This is a genomic window from Streptomyces sp. NPDC096310 (assembly GCF_044763125.1).
Lineage (GTDB): Bacteria > Actinomycetota > Actinomycetes > Streptomycetales > Streptomycetaceae > Streptomyces.
Genome location: NZ_JBIWFO010000029.1, coordinates 65,651 through 85,629 on the forward strand (window position 1 = coordinate 65,651; position 19,979 = coordinate 85,629).

Below are 19,979 nucleotides of genomic sequence, written 5' to 3' on the forward strand. Positions count from 1 at the left end.
GGTGGCAGGATCGGACCATGCCAGAACAGTCGGCGACTTCGCCCTACGACGCTCTGCTCCTGCTGTCCTTCGGCGGCCCCGAAGGCCCGGACGACGTGGTTCCGTTCCTGGAGAACGTCACCCGGGGCCGTGGCATCCCGAGGGAACGGCTCAAGGAGGTCGGGCAGCACTACTTCCTGTTCGGCGGGGTCAGCCCGATCAACGAACAGAACCGGGTGCTGCTGGACGCGCTGCGCAAGGACTTCGCCGGGCACGGCCTGGACCTGCCGGTCTACTGGGGCAACCGCAACTGGGCGCCGTACCTCACCGACACCCTGCGCGAGATGGCCGCCGACGGTCGGCGCCGTATCGCCGTCCTCGCCACCAGCGCGTACGCCTCGTACTCCGGCTGCCGCCAGTACCGCGAAGACCTGGCCGGCGCCCTCGCCACCCTGGCCGGCGAGGGGGTCGAACCGCCCCGCGTCGACAAGCTGCGCCACTACTTCAACCACCCCGGCTTCCTGGAGCCCATGATCGACGGGGTGCTCGCCTCGCTCGCCGATCTGCCCGAGGACGTACGGTCGGGCGCTCATCTCGCCTTCACCACCCACTCCATCCCGACCGCGGCGGCCGACACCTCGGGCCCGGCCGAGGGCCACGGGGACGGCGGCGCGTACGTCGCCCAGCACCTCGACGTAGCCCGGCTGGTCGTGGCCGCGGTCCGCGAGGAGACCGGGATCGCGTACCCCTGGCGGCTCGTCTACCAGTCGCGCAGCGGCGCCCCGCACATCCCCTGGCTGGAACCGGACATCTGCGACCACCTGGAGACGCTGAGCGGCGAGGGCGTCCCCGCCGTCGTGATGGCCCCCATCGGCTTCGTCTCCGACCACATGGAGGTCCTGTACGACCTCGACACGGAGGCCACCGCCAAGGCCGCCGAGCTGGGGCTGCCCGTACGCCGCTCCGCCACCGTCGGCGCGGACCCCCGGTTCGCCGCCGCCGTACGCGATCTCGTCCTGGAGCGCGCCGCCGCCGAGCGCGGACGCGCCGTGGAGCGGTGCGCCCTCGGCGCGCTCGGTCCCAGCCATGATCTCTGCCCCGTCGGCTGCTGCCCGGCGCGCGCCCCCAAGCCCGCCGCCGCGGGCGCCGACAGTCCGTACGCCTGAAGGAGCCCGCTGTGACCGACGCCCTCACCGGTGAACTGCTCGCGCTCGCCCTGGAGGCGGCCCGCCGGGCCGGCGCGCTGCTGCGCGACGGACGCCCCGACGATCTGGCCGTCGCCGCCACGAAGTCCAGTCCCATCGATGTCGTCACCGAGATGGACATCGCCGCGGAGAAGCTGATCACCGGCTATCTCGCGGACCACCGCCCCGAGGACGGCTTCCTCGGCGAGGAGGGCGCCGCCACGTCGGGCAGCAGCGGCGTCCGCTGGGTCATCGACCCGCTGGACGGCACCGTCAACTACCTCTACGGGCTGCCCACCTGGGCCGTCTCGATCGCGGCCGAGTGCGATGGGGAGACGCTGGTGGGCGTCGTGGAGGCCCCGATGCGCGGTGAGACCTTCCGTGCCGTGCGGGGCGGCGGAGCCTTCCTGGGCGACCGGCCGCTGCGCTGCCGCCCCGCCCCGCCGCTGGAGCAGGCCCTGGTCTCCACCGGCTTCAACTACGTCACCACCGTACGGACCCACCAGGCGGAGGTCGCCCAGCGGCTGATCCCGCGGCTGCGGGACATCCGGCGCGGCGGTTCCGCGGCCATCGACCTCTGCGACGTGGCGGCCGGCCGGCTGGACGGCTACTACGAGCGGGGGCTGCACCCCTGGGATCTCGCGGCCGGCGATCTCGTCGCCCGCGAGGCGGGCGCCCGTACGGGTGGCCGCCCCGGTAGCGGCCCCGGCTTCGAGCTGACCGTGGCGGCCTCGCCGGGCGTCTTCGAGCCCCTTCAGGAGCTGCTGGAGGGGTACGGAGCCTGGCACGACTGAACCCGGTACCGCGCCCGGTCCGGGTGGGGCCCCGCGCACCCCGGGAAAGCACACGGAAAGCCGCACGGAAGGACCTGCACGGAAGGAACCGCACGAAAGGACCCCGGCGCCGTCCCCTCGGCGCCGGGGCCCTTCTCAGCAGATCGTTTGCGGCTCTGATATTTCGTATGTCTGTTCGACTATGTCTGTGCGACTCGGATGTATCGGATCAGACGCCGGCGGCGCCGACCTCCACACCGTGCTCGGCGGCGAGCCGACGCAGGTCGTCCAGCTCTTCCTGTTCGACATCCGCGAGGAAGTCGTCACCCGTCTCACGTGCACGGGTGAGGTCGGTTTCCGTGGCCTTTATACGCTGGAGAAGCCCGGCGGTGAACGCGTCCATTGCGCCCCCTCGTCGTGGGTCAGTGGCACGGGGGTGTGCCGACGGCGGGAAGATCAGGCGCCCACTGTCTTCTGGAGGACAGTTATCCGGCGGGCAGATAAGGGTGTGGCATGCCACAAACAGGGCGTGATCTCGGGTGTGAAGTCGTCTTCCCCAGGGTCCGTCGTCGAGAAACCTCCCTGACCCCACCAATCCGGGGGCGGCCCGGACGTGCCTGGTCACCCGGCATCGTCTTACCGCCGGTTTATGGCCGATACAGGCAGGATGGGCCCGCACAACGAGTGCTTCAAGCTGCCCTGATCACGCAAGACGGGCCCGGAGGAAGGAAAAACGACGTGCGCGTACTCGTCGTCGAGGACGAGCAACTGCTCGCCGATGCGGTGGCCACCGGACTGCGCCGGGAGGCCATGGCCGTCGACGTCGTGTACGACGGTGCGGCGGCCCTGGAGCGGATCGGGGTCAACGACTACGACGTGGTGGTGCTCGACCGTGACCTCCCGGTCGTGCACGGTGACGACGTCTGCCGCAAGATCGTCGAGCTGGGGATGCCCACCCGGGTCCTGATGCTGACCGCCTCGGGCGATGTCAGCGACCGGGTCGAGGGCCTGGAGCTGGGCGCGGACGACTATCTCCCCAAGCCCTTCGCGTTCACCGAGCTGACCGCCCGGGTCAGGGCGCTGGGACGGCGTACGACGGTGCCGCTGCCGCCCGTCCTGGAGCGCTCCGGGATCAAGCTCGACCCCAACCGCCGCGAGGTCTTCCGCGACGGCAAGGAGATCCAGCTCGCGCCCAAGGAGTTCGCGGTCCTGGAGGTCCTGATGCGCAGCGAGGGCGCGGTGGTCTCGGCCGAGCAGCTTCTGGAGAAGGCGTGGGACGAGAACACGGACCCGTTCACCAATGTCGTCCGCGTGACGGTGATGACGCTGCGGCGCAAGCTCGGTGAGCCGCCCGTGATCGTCACCGTGCCCGGCTCCGGCTACCGGATCTGATGCCGTGGCCACCACCCCGGCGCCGCCCGCGGCGCCTCCGAAGCCGACCTGGGACCCGAGAAGGCCCGACCAGTCGCTCCCCTGGGTCCGCCCCACCATCCGCATACGCCTGACGCTGCTCTACGGCGGGATGTTCCTGATCGCGGGCATCCTGCTGCTCTCGATCATCTATCTGCTGGCCGCGCAGGCCCTGCACGTCGGCAGTGAGCTGCCGTTCCAGATCGTCAGCGGCAAGGTACGCAGCGACTCCTGCAACTTCCCCGACCAGGCGGCGCCCGACCAGTTCAACACCGCGATGAACGCGTGCGTCAACCACCAGCGCCAGCAGGCGCTCGACGATCTACTCAGCCGCTCGCTCTTCGCGCTGGTCGGGCTGAGCGTCATCGCGTTCGCCTTCGGCTACGCGATGGCCGGCCGGGTGCTCTCGCCGCTGGGCCGGATCACCCGTACCGCCCGCCGCGTGGTCGGCACCGACCTCGCCCGCCGGATCGAGCTGGACGGCCCGGACGACGAGCTGAAGGAGCTGGCCGACACCTTCGACGAGATGCTGGAGCGGCTGGAGCGCGCCTTCACCGCGCAGCAGCGCTTCGTCGCGAACGCGTCGCACGAGCTGCGTACACCGCTCGCGATCAACCGGACCCTCCTGGAGGTCCACCTTTCCGATCCGGGGGCTCCGATGGAGCTCCAGCAGCTCGGGAAGACCCTTCTGGCGACCAACGAGCGCAGCGAGCAACTGGTGGAGGGGCTGCTGCTGCTCGCCCGAAGCGACAACCAGCTCGTGGAGCGCAAACCGGTCGACCTCGCGGAGGTCGCCACCCGCGCCGTGGACCAGGCGCTCTCCGAGGCCGAGACGAAGGGCGTGGAGATCCGTACGGAGTGCGTCCCCGCGGTCGTCCAGGGCAACGGCGTGCTGCTGGAGCGGATCGCCCTGAACCTGGTGCAGAACGCCGTGCGGTACAACATCCAGGAGGACGGCTGGGTGGAGGTCAGCACGGAGCTCCAGCAGGGCCAGGCGGTCCTGGTGGTGTCGAACACGGGGCCCGTGGTGCCCGCGTACGAGATCGACAACCTCTTCGAGCCGTTCCGGCGCCTGCGTACGGAGCGGACCGGCAGCGACAAGGGGGTGGGCCTCGGCCTGTCGATCGCCCGCTCGGTGGCCCGGGCCCACGGCGGACGGATCTTCGCGGAGCCTCGTGAAGGGGGTGGACTGGTGATGCGCGTCACTCTCCCGATCTGAGAGACTGCGCTCGGTATTCACGCGGCGGATTAGTTTGTTCGCTTTGCGCGGAATTTCCGTGGTGGGTTTTTGCCGGATCTTTGTGTGATCGATCACAGGGGCGAATTCCCGCCTATCGACTCTGTGTGATCAAGCCTTCATCGGAAAGCCGGTAAAGTCCGGGTTTCCGGGGGTCGTGATCACGGGAAGTACACGGGGTGGCGCCCGTGCGGCAGGAAAGAGGGACCGTGTACGGTCCCCTTCGCCACCCGAAGCCGATCACTCCTGAGGAGTCCGGTTGGGTGTCGATTGAGTAACAGACCTTGATGTGAGGCAAAATCTCCGCCTCAGGTCGGGCACAAGTCCGGCCTCTCACGCGTTACGTGCGCTGAGACACCACAGACACCCAGAGGGGGAGAGCGACGACATGGCAACGGATTACGACACCCCACGCAAGACCGATGACGACGTCGATCAGGACAGCCTTGAGGAACTGAAGGCCCGTCGGAACGACAAGTCGACCTCAGCGGTCGACGTCGACGAGTTCGAGCAGGCCGAGGGCCTGGAACTGCCCGGCGCGGATCTCTCCAACGAGGAGCTGTCCGTCCGGGTCCTGCCGCGGCAGGCCGACGAGTTCACGTGCATGAGCTGCTTCCTCGTGCACCACCGCTCCCAGCTCGCCCGGGAGAAGAACGGCCAGCCCATCTGCCGCGACTGCGACTGAGGTCCGACAGGCCGTGGCAGGCGACACACCGTTCCGGAAACGGCGCTTCCGGCGCAGGAACGCCCCGGAGGCACCGGAGACGTATCAGGGCGGCTCGGGCCCGGCAGAAGGCGATCAGCCCGCTGCCGAGCACTCCGCCCCGCTGCCCCAGCACGGCGCGCACGAGGACGAGCGAGGCCGGCCGGCCTCGCTCGAAGCCGTCCGGGAGGACCACGGCGGCCCCACGACCGGGGGCCGGCGCCTGGACAGCGTGAAACGGGGCGTGCGCAAGGGGAGCGACGGGGCCAAGGCGGCCCTCGCGTTCGTCGCCGACCGGATCATCGAGAACGCGCCCCGGATCCCGGTACGCGACCTCGCGACCCTGCGCACGCAGTTCCCGGGCCTCGGCCCCGAGGAACTGGCCGACAAGCTGGTCGCGGGCGCCGCGAACAGCAGCTCCACCGTCGGGGCCGGGGTCGGCGCCGCCGCGATGATGCCCGTACCCCCCGCGATGCCGGCCGAACTGGCCGCCGAGATCATCGCCGTCGCCGCGATCGAGCTGAAGCTCATCGCGGAGCTGCACGAGGTCTACGGACAGCGCCCGCCCGGCACCCTCAGGGAGCGCAGCGCCGCCTATCTGACGTCCTGGACCGAGGAGCGCGGCGTCGACATCACCAAACCGTCGACCTTCAACGGCGCGCTCAGCGGCCCCATGAAGCGCGAGCTGCGACACCAGATCACCAAGCGCATGGTCCGTACCCTGCCGAACCTGATCCCCTTCATGATCGGGGCCGCCGTAGGCGCCCTGATGAACCGGCGGGACACCAAGAAGGTCGCCGAACACGTCCGCAAGGACCTGCGGACCCGCCAGGTGCCCTGGGACGCGCTGCCTGCCCTGCCGCCCCTGGAGCGGCCGGACGAGCTGCCCCCGGGGCTGCCCAGGGAACTGGGCCACTGAGGGGCCGTCAGGGCCACCAGGACCGTCAGGCCCCACCCCGGCCGTCCCCGTACGCCCCTCGGGAGGCCCCTGGGCCGCCGCCGTGTCCGTGCTCAGCCCGTACGGACCGCGTCCAGCGCCGCCGCCAGCGCCCGCGGGTCCCTGGTCGAGAGATAGACGTACGGTGTCGGGTCGTCCGGGTCCGTGACCTCCACGCGCAGTGCCGTCGGTACGTAGCTGCGCAGCAGCATGAAGGCGCGCGGATCGGCCTTCTCCAGCCGCCAGGCCCGCGCCTCCTCCGGATCCAGCACCTCGGCCGCGCCGAGCGCCGCCACGGGGATCCGCGCGTCGCCCGCGACCAGCGAGTCCGCCACCACCCGGATCCGCGCGGAGCCGTAACCGCTGACCCCGGCCGTCGCGAGCGCGCCCGCGACGAGCACGCCGCCGAGCATCGGCAGCGTGCCCATCGGCAGCGTCATGAGGCCGCCCGCCACGGCGAGGAGAGCGGCGATACCCCACCAGGAAGGGGGCGCGGTCAGGCGTTCGTCGTAACGCGCGAGGGAAGGCTCCATGGGGCCAAGCTTGGCATGGTGCGCCCCGCGGGCGACCGCGCGGGTAAGGTCTGCGCCTGTGAGTAACGTGCCATCCCCGGGGACGCCCCCCGCACCCCGCGCGGCGCCCGGCCGCCCCGTGGACGTACTGATCCGCCGTGTCGACCCGGAGGTCCCGCTCCCCTCGTACGCGCACCCCGGCGACGCTGGGGCCGATCTGGTCACCACCGAGGCCGCCGAGCTGGCCCCCGGCGAGCGCGCGGTGCTGCCGACCGGCTTCTCCGTGGCCCTGCCCGACGGCTACGCGGCCTTCGTGCACCCGCGCTCCGGGCTCGCCGCCCGCTGCGGGGTCGCGCTGGTGAATGCCCCCGGGACGGTGGATGCCGGGTACCGTGGGGAGATCAAAGTGATCGTGGTCAATCTGGACCCCCGCGAGAGCGTGCGGTTCGAGCGGTTCGACCGGATTGCCCAGCTCATCGTCCAGCAGGTCGAGAAGGTGCGCTTCCACGAGGTGGCGGAGCTTCCCGGTTCTGCGCGGGCCGAGGGGGGCTTCGGGTCCACCGGCGGTCATGCCGCCGTGGGCGGCGGGGTACAGGGTGGGAATCGATACGCTTCGGTCGTATCCGACCGGGAAGGACAGTGACGTGTTCGGACGTCGCAAGAAGAGTGGTTCCGCCGAGGACGAGGCGGGGACAGCGGGCGAGACCGAGCAGTTCGTCGACGAGGCCGGTGAGGACGCCGGGGACGCCGACGACACGGAGGCGGCGCCCGCGCCCCGCCGTGCGAACCTTCCGCCGGCGCCCAGGCCCGACGGCCCCTGGGACATCTCCGAGGTCTCCAGGCCCGAGGAGGGCCGTGTCGGCCTCGGGGGCATCTTCGTTCCCGCGGTCGAGGGCATGGAGCTGCGCGTGGAGGTCGCCGGTGACGCGATCGTCGCCGCCACGGTCGTGGTGCGCGACAGCGCCGTGCAGCTCCAGGCGTTCGCCGCGCCCAAGAAGGAGGGCATCTGGGGCGAGGTCCGCGAGGAGATCGCCACGGGCATCACCCAGCAGGGCGGCATCATCGACGAGGTCGAGGGTCCGCTGGGCTGGGAGCTGCGCGCCCAGGTCCCCGTACAGCTTCCGGACGGCACCGGAGGCGTACAGCTCGTGCGCTTCATCGGGGTCGACGGCCCGCGCTGGTTCCTGCGCGGCGTGATCTCCGGGCAGGGCGCGGTGCAGCCCGAGGCCGCGGGGCTGCTGGAGCAGATCTTCCGGGACACCGTCGTCGTCCGCGGGGAGGGCCCGATGGCCCCCCGCGACCCGATCGTCCTCCAGCTCCCGGACGACGCGCAGATGGTCGCCGAGGGCGTCCAGCAGGAGGACCAGGAGAGTTCCCGCTTCTCCGGCGGCATGGGACAGCTCCAGCGCGGTCCCGAGATCACCGAGGTGCGCTGACACCCGTACGGGCATGCGAGGGGCTGTACCCCAGGCGGGGTGCGGCCCCTTCGCGTGCCCGGGGCGACCGCCCCGGGCCCCGCGCCCCTGCCGTACGCCCCCCGCCGTACGCTGTCACCTCCCGCCCCTCGCCGTCAGAATCGTGTCAAAACCGGCCCCCGGACCCCCGCACGGCGGCCGTCCGCGTCGTCACCGGCGGTAGTTTCGTCAGGACGGTCGGCAGGTCGGGCACGCCGGCCCTTCTGGAAGACAATGGGGCCATGGGACGCGGCAAGCTACGTATCTACCTGGGCGCGGCACCGGGCGTCGGCAAGACGTACGCGATGCTCTCCGAGGCGCACCGCCGCGTGGAGCGGGGCACGGACTGCGTCGTCGCGTTCGTCGAGCACCACGACCGGCCGCGTACGGAAGTGATGCTGCACGGCCTGGAGGCGGTCGAGCGGCGCGAACTGGAGTACCGGGGAAGCGTCTTCACCGAGATGGACGTCGACGCCGTCCTGGCGCGTCGGCCCGCCGTCGCGCTGGTGGACGAACTGGCCCACACCAACGTGCCCGGCTCCCGCAACGCCAAGCGCTGGCAGGACGTCGAGGAACTGCTCAAGGCCGGCATCGAGGTCGTCTCCACCGTCAACATCCAGCACCTGGAATCGCTCGGTGACGTCGTCGAGTCGATAACCGGTGTACGGCAGCGCGAGACCGTCCCCGACGAGATGGTCCGGCGCGCCGACCAGATCGAACTGGTCGACATGTCGCCCCAGGCGCTGCGCCGCCGGATGGCCCACGGCAACGTCTACAAGCCCGACAAGGTCGACGCCGCGCTCTCGCACTACTTCCGCCCCGGCAACCTCACCGCGCTGCGTGAGCTGGCGCTGCTCTGGGTCGCCGACCGGGTGGACGAGTACCTCCAGCAGTACCGCGGCGAGCACAACATCCGTACCACCTGGCAGGCGCGTGAGCGGATCGTCGTCGGCCTCACCGGCGGACCCGAGGGCCGTACGCTCATCCGCCGTGCCGCCCGCATGGCCGCCAAGGGATCCGGCAGCGAGATCCTCGCCGTCTACATAGCCCGCAGCGACGGCCTCACGGCCGCCTCGCCCAAGGAGCTGGCGGTCCAGCGCACCCTCGTCGAGGACCTGGGCGGCACCTTCCACCATGTGATCGGCGACGACATCCCCTCCGCGCTGCTGGAGTTCGCGCGCGGCGTCAACGCCACACAGATCGTGCTGGGCTCCAGCCGCCGCAAGACCTGGCAGTACATCTTCGGTCCCGGGGTGGGCGCCACCGTGGCACGGGAGTCGGGGCCCGACCTGGACGTGCACATCGTCACGCACGAGGAGGCCGCGAAGGGGCGCGGGCTGCCCGGCGCGCGCGGCGCCCGGCTCGGCCGCTCCCGGCTCATCTGGGGCTGGCTGGCCGGGGTCGTCGCGCCGGTGCTGCTGGCGGTGCTGCTGACCGCGCTGAACAACACCCTCGGGCTCGCCAACGACGTCCTGCTCTTCCTCTTCCTGACCGTGCTGGCCGCTCTGCTGGGCGGATTGCGGCCGGCGCTCGCCTCGGCCGCCGTCGGTTCGATGCTGCTCAACTTCTACTTCACGCCGCCCACCCACAACCTGACCATCCAGGACCCGAAGAACCTGGTCGCCATCGTGATCTTCTTCGCGGTGGCCGTGGCGGTGGCCTCCGTGGTGGACCTGGCGGCGCGCCGTACCCATACGGCCTCCCGGCTGCGCGCCGAGTCCGAGATCCTGTCCTTCCTCGCGGGCAGCGTGCTGCGCGGAGAGACGGCCCTCGACGCCCTGCTGGAGCGGGTCCGCGAGACCTTCGCCATGGAGTCCGTGGCGCTGCTCGAACGCAAGAGCGACGTCGACCCGTGGACCCGGGCCGGCAGCGTGGGCCCCCAGCCCGTCGACCGCCCCGAGTCCGCCGACGTGGACATGCCCGTCGGCGACCATATGGCGCTGGCGCTCTCCGGGCGGGTGCTGCCCGCCGAGGACCGCCGGGTGCTCGCCGCGTTCGCCGCGCAGGCCGCCGTCGTACTCGACCGCCAGCGCCTGGTCGGTGAGGCCGAGCAGGCCCGCGCGCTCGCCGAGGGCAACCGTATCCGCACGGCCCTGCTCGCGGCCGTCAGCCACGATCTGCGCACCCCGCTGGCCGGTATCAAGGCCGCGGTCTCCTCGCTCCGCTCGGACGACGTGGAATGGTCCGAGGAGGACCGGGCGGAACTGCTGGAGGGCATCGAGCACGGCGCCGACCGCCTCGACCACCTCGTGGGGAACCTCCTCGACATGTCCCGGCTCCAGACCGGCACCGTCACCCCGCTGATGCGCGAGATCGACCTGGACGAGGTCGTCCCCATGGCGCTCGGCGGCGTACCGGAGAACAGCGTCGAGCTGGACATCCCCGAGTCGCTGCCCATGGTGGCCGTCGACCCCGGGCTGCTGGAGCGCGCGGTCGCCAACATCGTCGAGAACGCCGTCAAGTACAGCCCCGAGGGACGGCGCGTCACCATCGCCGCCAGCGCGCTCGGCGCCCGGGTCGAGGTACGGGTGGTGGACCGCGGCCCCGGTGTCCCCGAGGACGCCAAGGAACGTATCTTCGAACCCTTCCAGCGCCACGGGGACGCCCCGCGCGGGGCCGGGGTCGGCCTCGGGCTCGCCGTCGCCCGCGGCTTCGTGGACGCGATGGGCGGCACGCTCGCCGCCGAGGACACCCCCGGCGGCGGTCTGACCATGGTGCTCACCCTCTCCGCTGCCGCCGGTCCCGTACCGGCGCGCATCGAACCTCCCGCCCGCGTCGGCTCATGACCGGGACAGCAGAAAGGCGGACCTCTATGACCCGGGTGCTCGTGGTCGACGACGAGCCACAGATCGTACGGGCCCTCGTGATCAATCTGAGGGCACGCAAGTACGAGGTGGACGCGGCCTCCGACGGCACGACCGCGCTGGAACTGGCGGCGGCCCGCCACCCCGACGTGGTCGTGCTCGACCTCGGGCTGCCGGACATGGACGGCGTCGAGGTGATCAAGGGGCTGCGCGGCTGGACACGCGTCCCGATCCTGGTGCTCTCCGCGCGCCACACCTCCGACGAGAAGGTCGAAGCGCTGGACGCGGGCGCCGACGACTACGTCACCAAGCCGTTCGGCATGGACGAGCTGCTGGCCCGGCTGCGCGCCGCGGTCCGCCGGGCCGAACCGCTCGGCGGGGACGGCGATGAGACCGTCGCGGTGGTCGAGACGGCGGGGTTCACCGTCGACCTGGCGGCGAAGAAGGTCCACCGCGAGGGCCGCGACGTACGCCTCACCCCGACCGAATGGCACCTGCTGGAGGTCCTGGTACGGAACACGGGCCGGCTGGTCAGCCAGAAACAGCTCCTCCAGGAGGTCTGGGGCCCCTCGTACGGCACGGAGACCAACTATCTGCGGGTCTACATGGCCCAGCTCAGGCGGAAGCTGGAGACGGACCCCTCGCATCCCCGGCACTTCGTCACGGAGCCGGGCATGGGCTACCGCTTCGAACGGTGATCCGATTCCGTTGGTCCGGACACGTCGTCGCGTACTCCTGTCGCACCCGTACCCCGGTACCCTTCAGACATGAGTGCTGAGAAGCCGACCGGCCGCTTCCGCCGGATGCTCGACCGGCTCTCCAGCTCCCAGGAGGATCTGGAGTCCGAGGAGCTGCGCGAGGACGCCCAGGCGTCCGGTTGCACCCGTATCTCCGAGTGCGACGACCGCCAGATCGTCCGGGTGGCTGGTACGTTGCGGACGGTCACCCTGCGACCCCGGGCCGGTGTGCCCGCGCTGGAGGCGGAGCTGTTCGACGGCACCGCGCCGCTGGACGTGGTGTGGCTGGGCCGGCGCTCCATCGTGGGCATCGAACCGGGCCGCAAGCTGATCGCCTCCGGCCGGATCTCCCTGAGCCACGGCCGGCGCGTGCTGTTCAATCCCACATACGAACTCCGACCGCTCGGACAGGAGTAGCCGGTGACGTCACCCGACGAGCCCACCGCCCCGACCGTTTCCCCCGCACCGTCCTCAGCCGCGTCACCCGACCCGGACGGTGATGCGAAAGCCGTCACGGAGGCGGCGCTCTTCGAGGCGTTCGGCGGCGTGCGCGGCATGGTGGAGACGGTCCTCCCCGGTCTGCTCTTCGTCACGATCTACACCGTCAACAAGGACCTGCACACCTCGGCGATCGCGGCGCTCGGCGTCTCGCTGCTGCTGGTGGTGGTACGGCTGGTCCGCCGGGACACCGTCAAACACGCCTTCAGCGGGGTCTTCGGTGTCGCCTTCGGTGTCGTCTTCGCGATGATGACCGGCAACGCCAAGGACTTCTACCTCCCCGGCATGCTCTACACGCTGGGGCTGGCGCTCGCCTACATCATCACCACGCTGGCGGGCGTGCCGCTGATCGGCCTGATCCTGGGCCCGGTCTTCAAGGAGAACCTCTCCTGGCGCACCCGCAACCCCGGCCGCAAGAAGGCGTACGCCAAGGCCAGTTGGGCCTGGGGGCTGATCCTGCTCGCCAAGTGCGCGATCCTCTTCCCGCTCTACTGGTGGGCGGACACCACACAGCTCGGCTGGGTGCTGATCTCGCTCAAGATCCCGCCGTTCCTGCTGGCGGTCTATCTGACCTGGGTCTTCCTCGCGAAGGCGCCGCCGCCGATCGATGTCTTCGCCGAGATGGAGGCGGAGGAGCAGGCCGAGAAGGAGCGCGCGGCCGCCGCCGCGGCCACGACGGGGGACCGGGGACCGGCCCGCCACCGCCGGTAGGACACGTACGGACGAATCGCCGGGCAGGTCACGACCTCCCCGGCGATCCGCGTGTGTCCGTCCTCCAGGTGTACGGGACGGTCCGCGTGTACGGACCGTCCGTGCGTGTAGGGGTGCCGGTAAGAACGCTGTCACCAGCCGCAAACGGCGGTGATCACTCGATGAGGGCGCTGACGCGGTTCGCGTACTCGCGGCGGGCCTTGCGCTGGGCCGGGACCGATGCGGTGCCGTCGAGGGGCTGGCAGCGGTCGAGGAGCTGGCGGTGGACTGTGGGTACAGCGGTGACGCGCAAGGTGTAGCCCTGGCCGCGCCGTACGGTGACGCCCTGGTCGAGCGCGACCCGTTCGAAGTCGGCCCCGGAGTCCTAGCTCAGACACCAGCCGCAAGGTGACCGGCGGGTAGCTTTCGCGTCGTCAGACATCCCGTTTCCCGGCATCGGACGCCTCGTTGAGCTGATCGAGTGATTAGAGGCTCGGCGAGGGAGGGGCGAAAAGGGCGTCAGGAGTGGTCGCCGGAAGAGCTGTTGGCGAGCTGGACGCTGTTGGATGGCGACTGGTGGCGGCCAACAAGACCGGGGCGACGCGGCTCGGCTTCTGCCTGATGCTGAAGTTCTTCGAGCTGGAGGGCCGGTTTCCCGGACCTGCTGGAAGAGGTCCCACAGGCCGCGGTGGCGTACGTCGCCGGGCTGGCGAAGGTCCCAGCCGCCGACTTCGCGAAGTACTCCCTGGCTGGCCGGACCGCCGAGTACCACCGCGCCCAGGTCCGGGAAGCGCTGGGGTTCCGGTCGGCGACGCTGGAGGACGAGGAACAGCTCACCGCGTGGCTGGCCACGGAGGTGTGCCCGGTCGAGCTGGTGGAGGACCGGCAGCGGGAGGCCCTGCTGGTCGAGTGCCGGGCGCGCAGTATCGAGCCGCCGGGCCGGACTCGGATTGAGAAGGTGCTGATCGCGGCCCGCAACCGGTGGGAGCGGGTGTTCTGCGCGCGGGCCATCGAGCGCCTGGGTGAGGTCGGGGTGTCCCGGCTTCTGGCCCTGGTCGCGGAGGGCAACGAGGATGGCGCCGCACTGCTGGCGCTGCTCAAGCGTGACCCGGGCGCGGTCGGCCTGGACTCCCTGCTGACCGAGGTCAACAAGCTGAACGACATGCGCAGACTCGGGCTGCCCGAGGGGCTGTTCGCGGACTGCTCGGAGAAGCTGATAGCCGCGTGGCGGGCGCGGGCGATCAAGATGTACCCCTCGGACTTCCGCGACACCGCCGAGGACGTACGGATCACGCTGCTCGCGGCGCTGTGCTCCTCCCGGCAGGCGGAGATCACCGACGCCCTGGGGGACCTGCTGATCGCCCTGGTGCAGAAGATCAACGCTCGGGCCGAGCGGCGGGTGGAGAGGCAGCTCACGGCCGAGTTGAAGAAGGTCCGGGGCAAGGAGGGCATCCTCTTCCGGCTCGCCGACGCGGCGATCGGCCAGCCCGACAAGACCGTACGCACGGCCCTCTACCCGGTGGTCGGGGAGAAGACGCTGCGCGACCTGGTGGCCGAGGCGAAGGCGAACGAGAAGGTCTTCAAGGCCAAGGTCCGCACCACGCTGCGCTCGTCGTACAGCTCGTACTACCGGCAGATGCTGCCGCCGCTGCTGCGCACGCTGGGCTTCCGCTGCAACAACACCGCTTACCGGCCGGTCATGGACGCGCTCGCGCTGCTGGAGAAGTACGCCGACATCGACGGCAAGACCCGCTTCTACGACGCCGCGGACGCGGTGCCGATGGACGGCGTCGTACGAAAGGACTGGCGCGAGGCCGTCGTCGACGACAAGGGCAGGGTCGAGCGCATCCCGTACGAGCTGTGCGTCCTGGTCGCGCTGCGCGACGCGATCCGCCGCCGTGAGATCTACGGCGAGGGCGGGAGGCGGTGGGGCAACCCGGAGGACGATCTGCCCGGCGACTTCGAGGCCACCCGCACCGTGCACTACGCGGCGATCCGTCAGCCGCTGGACGCGGCGGAGTTCATCACGGACCTGAAGCAGCGGATGACGAACGGCCTGGACCGGCTCACGGCGACTGCCGTGCCGTGATCGAGCGGCTGCACGAGATGGCGGAAGGCCGCGGGTTCGAGCTTTCCGAAGAGGGGTTCGTAGCCGAACTCACGGGTGGTGCGCCCGGCAACCCGCAGGACCCGGACCCGATCAGCAGGCCGCACTCGCCCGACCCGCCTCTATCAGGTCCGCCGCGCCGCCGGTACCGTCGCCAGCTTCGCCGCCGGCATCGGTTACACCGCTCGCTTTACAGGCCTGCGTGCGGTGGCTTCGGTGTCCGGTTGCGCTGAAGCTGCCATGCCTCGGGTGTGACTGGCGTGTAGAGGTTGACAAGGGATCCGTCGGGGTCGCGGACAAGAGCCGACAGATTACCCCACGGCATCATGGTCGGAGGCTGAACGACATCAAGATCGTCGCCGAAATCGGTCGCAAGCCTCTCGTATACGGCGTTGGTGTCGTCGACGAGGAACTCGACGATCGCACTGTTGTTTGCACCCCCACGGGGCGTGTTGGTGGTGATGAAAGCGACGCGGGCGGAGCCGCTGACAGCGACGGTGGCTGAGGGGGTCACCAGTTCGACGAAATCCTCGGTGAGGTACCGCGGAGTCGCACCGGTGAGGGCCTTGTAGAAGCGGACGAGCCGCGGAATGTCATCGGTGATGAGACGGACGGAGGCGAGCTGCACTGCGGCTGAGGCGGTCATGTGGTCACCTTAGAATGAATACAGGTCATATTCCGCCCGGAAATGCCGCATCATCGCAGGTATGGCCCGACCAACCGCACGCGTTCTCGCCTTGCTGGAGTTGTTGCAGGCGGGAGGAACCCGCACTGTTGTCGACCTCGCCGAGCGCCTCGGAGTCGATCAGCGCACCGTGCGTCGCTATGTCGAGCAGCTACGCGAGATGGACATTCCAGTGGACGGGGTTCGCGGTCGGTACGGCGGTTACCGTCTGGCCCGTCACTACCGCATGCCGCCGCTGATGCTGAACGACGAGGAAGGCCTTGCCGTGGTGTGGGCGTTGCTGGTCAACCAACATGCGCACAGTGGTCCGGTAACCCCGCTGGTGATGGAGACGGCCACTGCGAAGGTGCGCCGAGTGCTGCCTGCCGCGCTCGCCCGCCGCATCGACGCGGTACTCCGGGCAGTGGACTTCACCGGTGAGCGACGCCCGGGCGCGGAAGACCACGACGACGCCGAAGCTCGTCCTGGTGCTGACGAAGGTGCTCAGACGCTGCTCGGTCTGGCTGAGGCGGCACGGGACCAGCGTCCGGTTGCGTTCGCGTACCGGACGCGTCAGGGGCGTGCGGCTACGCGGCACGTACAGCCGCACGGCATCGTGGCGTACCGAAACCTGCTCTACCTCACCGGCTTCGACGCCGACCGCCAGGCGCAGCGTACCTACCGCCTGGACAGGATGGCCGATCTGCGGCTTCTGCCAGGCACCTTTGAAGCGCCCGCGAACATCGACCCAGTGGCCCAGGTGCTGGGACCACTGTCGGCGGCACCTTCGCGATACGACGTCTCCGTGCTCATCCGCGCTGATCCGGCCTATGTTCGGCGCTGGATTCCGGAAACGCTCGGGTCAGTTGCGCCAGCGTCTCCTCCTGATGCTGCGGACGGTCATGACTGGCTGCAGGTGTTTCTGCGGGCTGAACGCCTCGAGTGGGTCGCCGGCACACTCGCCATGCTGGACCGGCCCTTCATCATCCAACAGCCGGAAGCTCTCAAAACGGTGGTTCTCGCACTCGGACGCCGACTGGCTGAACGCTCCGCCCAGTAACGCGAAGTCACCGACGACGAGGAACGATTCGATGCCGCCCTCGGCCAGGACGACCTGATTGCGGGCGGCCTGCCCCAGACGCCGCCAGTGGTCGACGCCCAACGGCTCCAGGCAGTCGGTGGCCTTGGGCGCCTCGAGGGCATGCGCCCACCAACCGGCGTCACCGGCCAGCCACGACGGCACCTCCAACCCGCTGCGACCGGACCTGTGTTCGCCTGCCGGGCCGTGATTCGTCATGCGTTCTCCTTCGGCTGCTCGGTGCTCAGCGGCCGGCGGGCAACGTCAGCGAGCCGGTCGGCCCACCGAGCCTGGACCGGACGCTGCGGCGCAGCTGCCGCGGGTGCACCGGCCATGGCGCGCACGGTGGCCAGGCGGGTCTGGAGCAGGTGGTGGGCGGTGCGCCAACGGGCTTGTTCTGCGGCATCGTCGGCAGCCTGATAGGTGTCGCAGTGCAAGTGCCGGGTGCGCATCTTCACCGCCCGGGCGAGTTCCGCCTCGGTGTCGGCCTGTGAGCTGAGCGCGAAGTACGCTAGAGCGTCGGCACAGAACCGGTCACGGACCTGCTCGGCCTGCATGCAGCGCGAGGGTGGCGTCGACCGCGCCCTGCTCACCCAGCTGCGCCACCGCGGCCTCGACCTCGGCGCGGCCGACGCTTTCGGCCCACGCCATGACGGCGGCGACGTCCTGGCGGTCGTCGACGGCGATGCGGTGCGCGGCCGCCAGCAGCGCCCCCTCGTGCACCAGCAGATTCATCGCCCCAGCCCTGCCGTTCGAATCCTGAGCTGGGCAAACGCCGACCACAGTGTCATGCCCAGCTCACTAACAGGCACCGAATGGGCAGGCAGCAGCCACCATGGAGGGCATGGACAAAGAAGGACTGGCGGATTTCCTGCGTCGGCAGCGTGAGACGCTGCAGCCCGGCGATGTCGGACTGATCGACGGCCCACGCAGGCGCACCCGGGGACTGCGTCGGGAAGAGGTCGCCGGACTCGCGGGCATGTCCACCGACTACTACGCCCGGCTGGAACAGCAGCGCGGCCCGCAGCCCTCCGAGCAGATCGTAGCCGCCCTCGCCCGCGCTCTGCGCCTGTCCCTGGACGAACGCGATCACCTCTTCCGCCTCATCGGGCACAATGCCCCGGCCCGCTTCCTTCGCTCCGAGCACGTCAGCCCCGCCCTGATGCGGGTCCTGGACCGCCTCGACGACACCCCGGCCCTGGTGCTGTCCGATCTCGCCGACACCCTGGTGCAGAACCCGCTTGCGATCGCACTGCTCGGCGACCAGACCCGCCACACCGGTCTGGCACGCAGCGCTTACTGCCGATGGTTCACCGACCCGGCCGAGCGGACCCACTACCCGGACGAAGACCACCCGAGGCAGAACCGGATTCAGGCAGCCGCCCTGCGGGCCGCGCTGACCGCCGACCACAGCAACCCCAGAGCCGCGCGGATCGTCGCCGAACTACGCGAACGCAGCCCCGAATTCGTCCGCGTGTGGGATCGGCACGAGGTCGCCAAGCGGTTCGAGGACCACAAAACCCTCGTTCACCCCGCGCTGGGCCGTATCGAGGTCGACTGCCAGATCCTGTTCACCGACAATCGCGCGCAGACCCTGCTGGTGATGACTACGCGTCCCGGCACGGAAAGCCACGGGAAACTCCAACGGCTCTCGGTCATAGGAAACCAGCAGTTCACCCACTGACCCGCCGCCCACGCGAGACACGTCCACGTGACGCGCCGCCGTCAAGGAAGGGGATTACTAGGGTTGCCTCCACGCCTTCGCCTCGATCTTGGGCTGACCCCGAGTGTCGGCAAACGAACGTCTGTCGACACTCGGCCTCGCGATCAAGAACCCGCAGGTGGGCAGTGTCGGCAACTCGCGTCGGAAATCAACGTTGGAGAACGGTCCTTCGGGTAGTTTCCGACAATGCTCATCGGCTACTGCCGCACATCGACGGCCGACCAGAACCCCGATCATCAGATCGACGCACTACTCCGCAACGGAGTCGACCGCGACAACATCCACGTCGACGTCGCCAGCGGCGCGAAGGCGTCCCGCCCGAAGCTCGATCTCGTCATGCATCTGCTGCGCGAGGGCGACACGGTGAAGGTGACCCGGCTCGACCGGCTCTCCCGCTCCGTGCTGCACCTGGTGACCCTCGGCGCCGAGCTGCGCGAGCGCGGCATCGGCCTGCACGTTATCGAGCAGGGCATCGACACCGCCTCGATGGAGGGGCGGGCCATGTTCGGGATGCTGTCCGTACTGGCAGAGCTCCAGCGGGAGCTGATCGTGGCGAACACGAACGACGGGCTTGCCTCCGCTCGGGCCCGCGGCCGGGTGGGCGGGCGCCGGCCGAAGCTCACCGAGGACCAGGCCGCGCTTGCCCAACGGCTCTACGACGAGCGGGAGAAGACCGTCCAGCAGATCGCCGACATGTTCAGCGTGCCGAGGTCGACGGTGTACGGGCACCTCGACAGAGCCAAGACCGTCCCCCGCCAACCGAAGAAGACCAAGGTCACGAAGCCCTGAGCGCTACCTTGCGGCTGGTGTCTGAGCTAGGACTCCGGGGCCAAGTCGTCCAGATCGGCGGCGCGGAGGAAGTCGGCGACCTTGCCCGGCATGTCGAGGGCGACCGACTGCTCCGGGGCCGGAGCGTCCTGGTCGGCGGCGGTGTACTCGGGCAGGAGGTCGGAGACGGCGGTACGAATGGCGCCGCGGCTGACGTCGTGGGTGCGGGCGAGGGCAGCGATGGATCGGCCTTCCAGGTACGCGGTGCGCACGGCGGCGGCCTTCGCTGCCGTGACGACCGGGCGGCGCCCGCCCTTGTTGCCCTTGGCCTCGGCGGCCCGCAGTCCGTCGTACGTCAGCTCGCGCTGGAGGTCGCGCTGGAGTTCGCCTGCAGCGGCGAGGGTCTGCACCATGAACTTCACGGTGGACAGCAGTTCGCCGGTGCGCGGGTGGCGGGCGGTGAGGTCCATTGCGGAGAACGCGCCGTCGTGGATGCGCAGGCCGAGGCGGTCGCGGTGCAGGACGTCGAGCACGTCGAGAATGTGGCCGGTGCCGCGTACGAGGCGGAACATCTCGGAGATGTGCACCGTGTCGCCTGGCCGCGCGTACGTCAGCAGCTCGCCGAACTTAGAAGTCATCTCATTTGGGCGACTCGGTATTCTGTGAGTCATGGTGGGGATCGTTGAGCGGCTGGTGCCGGATGAGTTGTGGGAGTTGTTCC

General features: G+C 70.1%; 23 protein-coding genes. 16 read left to right on the top strand and 7 right to left on the bottom strand.

The features are described 5' to 3' along the window. Nucleotides 1-17 precede the first annotated feature (17 nt). Both ACIQ7D_RS33480 and ACIQ7D_RS33485 read left to right on the top strand, forming a co-directional pair. A complete protein-coding gene (locus ACIQ7D_RS33480) occupies nucleotides 18-1,145 on the top strand; it encodes a ferrochelatase (RefSeq protein ID WP_403944251.1) in 1,128 nt (375 codons plus the stop codon). 11 nt (nucleotides 1,146-1,156) lie between these two features. Continuing rightward, nucleotides 1,157-1,957, top strand: coding sequence for an inositol monophosphatase family protein (locus ACIQ7D_RS33485; RefSeq protein WP_403944254.1), 801 nt, complete (start codon nucleotides 1,157-1,159; stop codon nucleotides 1,955-1,957). A gap of 208 nt (nucleotides 1,958-2,165) precedes the next feature. On the opposite strand, the gene ACIQ7D_RS33490 is transcribed toward ACIQ7D_RS33485, so the two are convergent. Then, a complete protein-coding gene (locus tag ACIQ7D_RS33490) occupies nucleotides 2,166-2,339 on the bottom strand; it encodes a hypothetical protein (protein WP_329821500.1) in 174 nt (57 codons plus the stop codon). A gap of 335 nt (nucleotides 2,340-2,674) precedes the next feature. Between ACIQ7D_RS33490 and ACIQ7D_RS33495 the strand changes: the two genes are divergently transcribed. The 4 genes from ACIQ7D_RS33495 (at nucleotide 2,675) to ACIQ7D_RS33510 (ending at nucleotide 6,205) form a co-directional block, all read left to right on the top strand. Next, nucleotides 2,675-3,328, top strand: a complete 654-nt coding sequence (locus tag ACIQ7D_RS33495; protein ID WP_329821498.1) for a response regulator transcription factor — start codon at nucleotides 2,675-2,677, stop codon at nucleotides 3,326-3,328. 4 nt (nucleotides 3,329-3,332) lie between these two features. After that, on the top strand, nucleotides 3,333-4,565 hold the full coding sequence (locus ACIQ7D_RS33500; RefSeq protein ID WP_403944257.1) for a sensor histidine kinase: 1,233 nt from the start codon (nucleotides 3,333-3,335) through the stop codon (nucleotides 4,563-4,565). 406 nt (nucleotides 4,566-4,971) lie between these two features. Continuing rightward, nucleotides 4,972-5,268 carry a DUF4193 domain-containing protein gene (locus tag ACIQ7D_RS33505; RefSeq protein ID WP_030350183.1) on the top strand — a complete coding sequence of 99 codons (297 nt, stop codon included), beginning with the start codon at nucleotides 4,972-4,974 and terminating at the stop codon, nucleotides 5,266-5,268. A gap of 13 nt (nucleotides 5,269-5,281) precedes the next feature. Beyond that, nucleotides 5,282-6,205 (top strand): hypothetical protein, encoded by a 924-nt coding sequence (locus ACIQ7D_RS33510; protein ID WP_403944258.1) that lies wholly within the window; start codon nucleotides 5,282-5,284, stop codon nucleotides 6,203-6,205. A 92-nt stretch (nucleotides 6,206-6,297) separates the two neighbouring features. Here the strand turns inward: ACIQ7D_RS33510 and ACIQ7D_RS33515 are convergent, their stop codons facing one another. After that, entirely contained in the window at nucleotides 6,298-6,756 is a 459-nt protein-coding gene (locus ACIQ7D_RS33515; protein WP_403944260.1) for a DUF3093 domain-containing protein, read from the bottom strand. Nucleotides 6,757-6,823: 67 nt separating this feature from the next. Here ACIQ7D_RS33515 and dut point away from each other — a divergent pair, with 67 nt between their 5' ends. The 6 genes from dut (at nucleotide 6,824) to ACIQ7D_RS33545 (ending at nucleotide 12,939) form a co-directional block, all read left to right on the top strand. Next, on the top strand, nucleotides 6,824-7,378 hold the full coding sequence (gene dut, locus ACIQ7D_RS33520) for a dUTP diphosphatase (protein WP_403944294.1): 555 nt from the start codon (nucleotides 6,824-6,826) through the stop codon (nucleotides 7,376-7,378). 1 nt (nucleotide 7,379) lies between these two features. After that, entirely contained in the window at nucleotides 7,380-8,171 is a 792-nt protein-coding gene (locus tag ACIQ7D_RS33525) for a DUF3710 domain-containing protein (RefSeq protein ID WP_403944262.1), read from the top strand. A 260-nt stretch (nucleotides 8,172-8,431) separates the two neighbouring features. After that, nucleotides 8,432-10,975 carry an ATP-binding protein gene (locus ACIQ7D_RS33530; protein WP_403944264.1) on the top strand — a complete coding sequence of 848 codons (2,544 nt, stop codon included), beginning with the start codon at nucleotides 8,432-8,434 and terminating at the stop codon, nucleotides 10,973-10,975. Nucleotides 10,976-11,001: 26 nt separating this feature from the next. Next, a complete protein-coding gene (locus tag ACIQ7D_RS33535; protein WP_365819145.1) occupies nucleotides 11,002-11,691 on the top strand; it encodes a response regulator in 690 nt (229 codons plus the stop codon). Between the two features lie 69 nt (nucleotides 11,692-11,760). After that, the gene (locus ACIQ7D_RS33540) at nucleotides 11,761-12,147 is read left to right on the top strand and encodes an OB-fold nucleic acid binding domain-containing protein (RefSeq protein ID WP_385006388.1); all 387 of its coding nucleotides are present in this window, start codon (nucleotides 11,761-11,763) and stop codon (nucleotides 12,145-12,147) included. 3 nt (nucleotides 12,148-12,150) lie between these two features. After that, a complete protein-coding gene (locus tag ACIQ7D_RS33545) occupies nucleotides 12,151-12,939 on the top strand; it encodes a DUF3159 domain-containing protein (RefSeq protein WP_403944266.1) in 789 nt (262 codons plus the stop codon). Between the two features lie 154 nt (nucleotides 12,940-13,093). Here ACIQ7D_RS33545 and ACIQ7D_RS33550 read toward each other — a convergent pair whose 3' ends face one another. Beyond that, complete coding sequence (locus tag ACIQ7D_RS33550; protein ID WP_403944268.1) at nucleotides 13,094-13,231, bottom strand: hypothetical protein; 138 nt, start codon at nucleotides 13,229-13,231, stop codon at nucleotides 13,094-13,096. 351 nt (nucleotides 13,232-13,582) lie between these two features. On the opposite strand from ACIQ7D_RS33550, the gene ACIQ7D_RS33555 reads away from it, so the two are divergent. Next, complete coding sequence (locus ACIQ7D_RS33555) at nucleotides 13,583-15,007, top strand: DUF4158 domain-containing protein (RefSeq protein WP_403944295.1); 1,425 nt, start codon at nucleotides 13,583-13,585, stop codon at nucleotides 15,005-15,007. Nucleotides 15,008-15,215: 208 nt separating this feature from the next. On the opposite strand, the gene ACIQ7D_RS33560 is transcribed toward ACIQ7D_RS33555, so the two are convergent. Next, on the bottom strand, nucleotides 15,216-15,671 hold the full coding sequence (locus tag ACIQ7D_RS33560) for a VOC family protein (RefSeq protein ID WP_403944270.1): 456 nt from the start codon (nucleotides 15,669-15,671) through the stop codon (nucleotides 15,216-15,218). 61 nt (nucleotides 15,672-15,732) lie between these two features. Here ACIQ7D_RS33560 and ACIQ7D_RS33565 point away from each other — a divergent pair, with 61 nt between their 5' ends. After that, nucleotides 15,733-16,749: a helix-turn-helix transcriptional regulator gene (locus ACIQ7D_RS33565; RefSeq protein WP_403944273.1), complete on the top strand. Its 1,017-nt coding sequence runs from the start codon at nucleotides 15,733-15,735 to the stop codon at nucleotides 16,747-16,749. A gap of 233 nt (nucleotides 16,750-16,982) precedes the next feature. Here the strand turns inward: ACIQ7D_RS33565 and ACIQ7D_RS33570 are convergent, their stop codons facing one another. Continuing rightward, on the bottom strand, nucleotides 16,983-17,324 hold the full coding sequence (locus ACIQ7D_RS33570; protein ID WP_403944275.1) for a hypothetical protein: 342 nt from the start codon (nucleotides 17,322-17,324) through the stop codon (nucleotides 16,983-16,985). Beyond that, nucleotides 17,302-17,502 (bottom strand): hypothetical protein, encoded by a 201-nt coding sequence (locus tag ACIQ7D_RS33575; protein ID WP_403944277.1) that lies wholly within the window; start codon nucleotides 17,500-17,502, stop codon nucleotides 17,302-17,304. The genes ACIQ7D_RS33570 and ACIQ7D_RS33575 overlap by 23 nt, the downstream gene beginning before the upstream one ends. 109 nt (nucleotides 17,503-17,611) lie before the next feature. Between ACIQ7D_RS33575 and ACIQ7D_RS33580 the strand changes: the two genes are divergently transcribed. Both ACIQ7D_RS33580 and ACIQ7D_RS33585 read left to right on the top strand, forming a co-directional pair. Continuing rightward, nucleotides 17,612-18,451 carry a helix-turn-helix transcriptional regulator gene (locus ACIQ7D_RS33580; protein WP_403944278.1) on the top strand — a complete coding sequence of 280 codons (840 nt, stop codon included), beginning with the start codon at nucleotides 17,612-17,614 and terminating at the stop codon, nucleotides 18,449-18,451. 225 nt (nucleotides 18,452-18,676) lie between these two features. Then, nucleotides 18,677-19,279 (top strand): recombinase family protein, encoded by a 603-nt coding sequence (locus ACIQ7D_RS33585; protein WP_403944280.1) that lies wholly within the window; start codon nucleotides 18,677-18,679, stop codon nucleotides 19,277-19,279. Between the two features lie 26 nt (nucleotides 19,280-19,305). On the opposite strand, the gene ACIQ7D_RS33590 is transcribed toward ACIQ7D_RS33585, so the two are convergent. Then, a complete protein-coding gene (locus tag ACIQ7D_RS33590; protein WP_403944283.1) occupies nucleotides 19,306-19,896 on the bottom strand; it encodes a recombinase family protein in 591 nt (196 codons plus the stop codon). Nucleotides 19,897-19,979 lie beyond the last annotated feature (83 nt).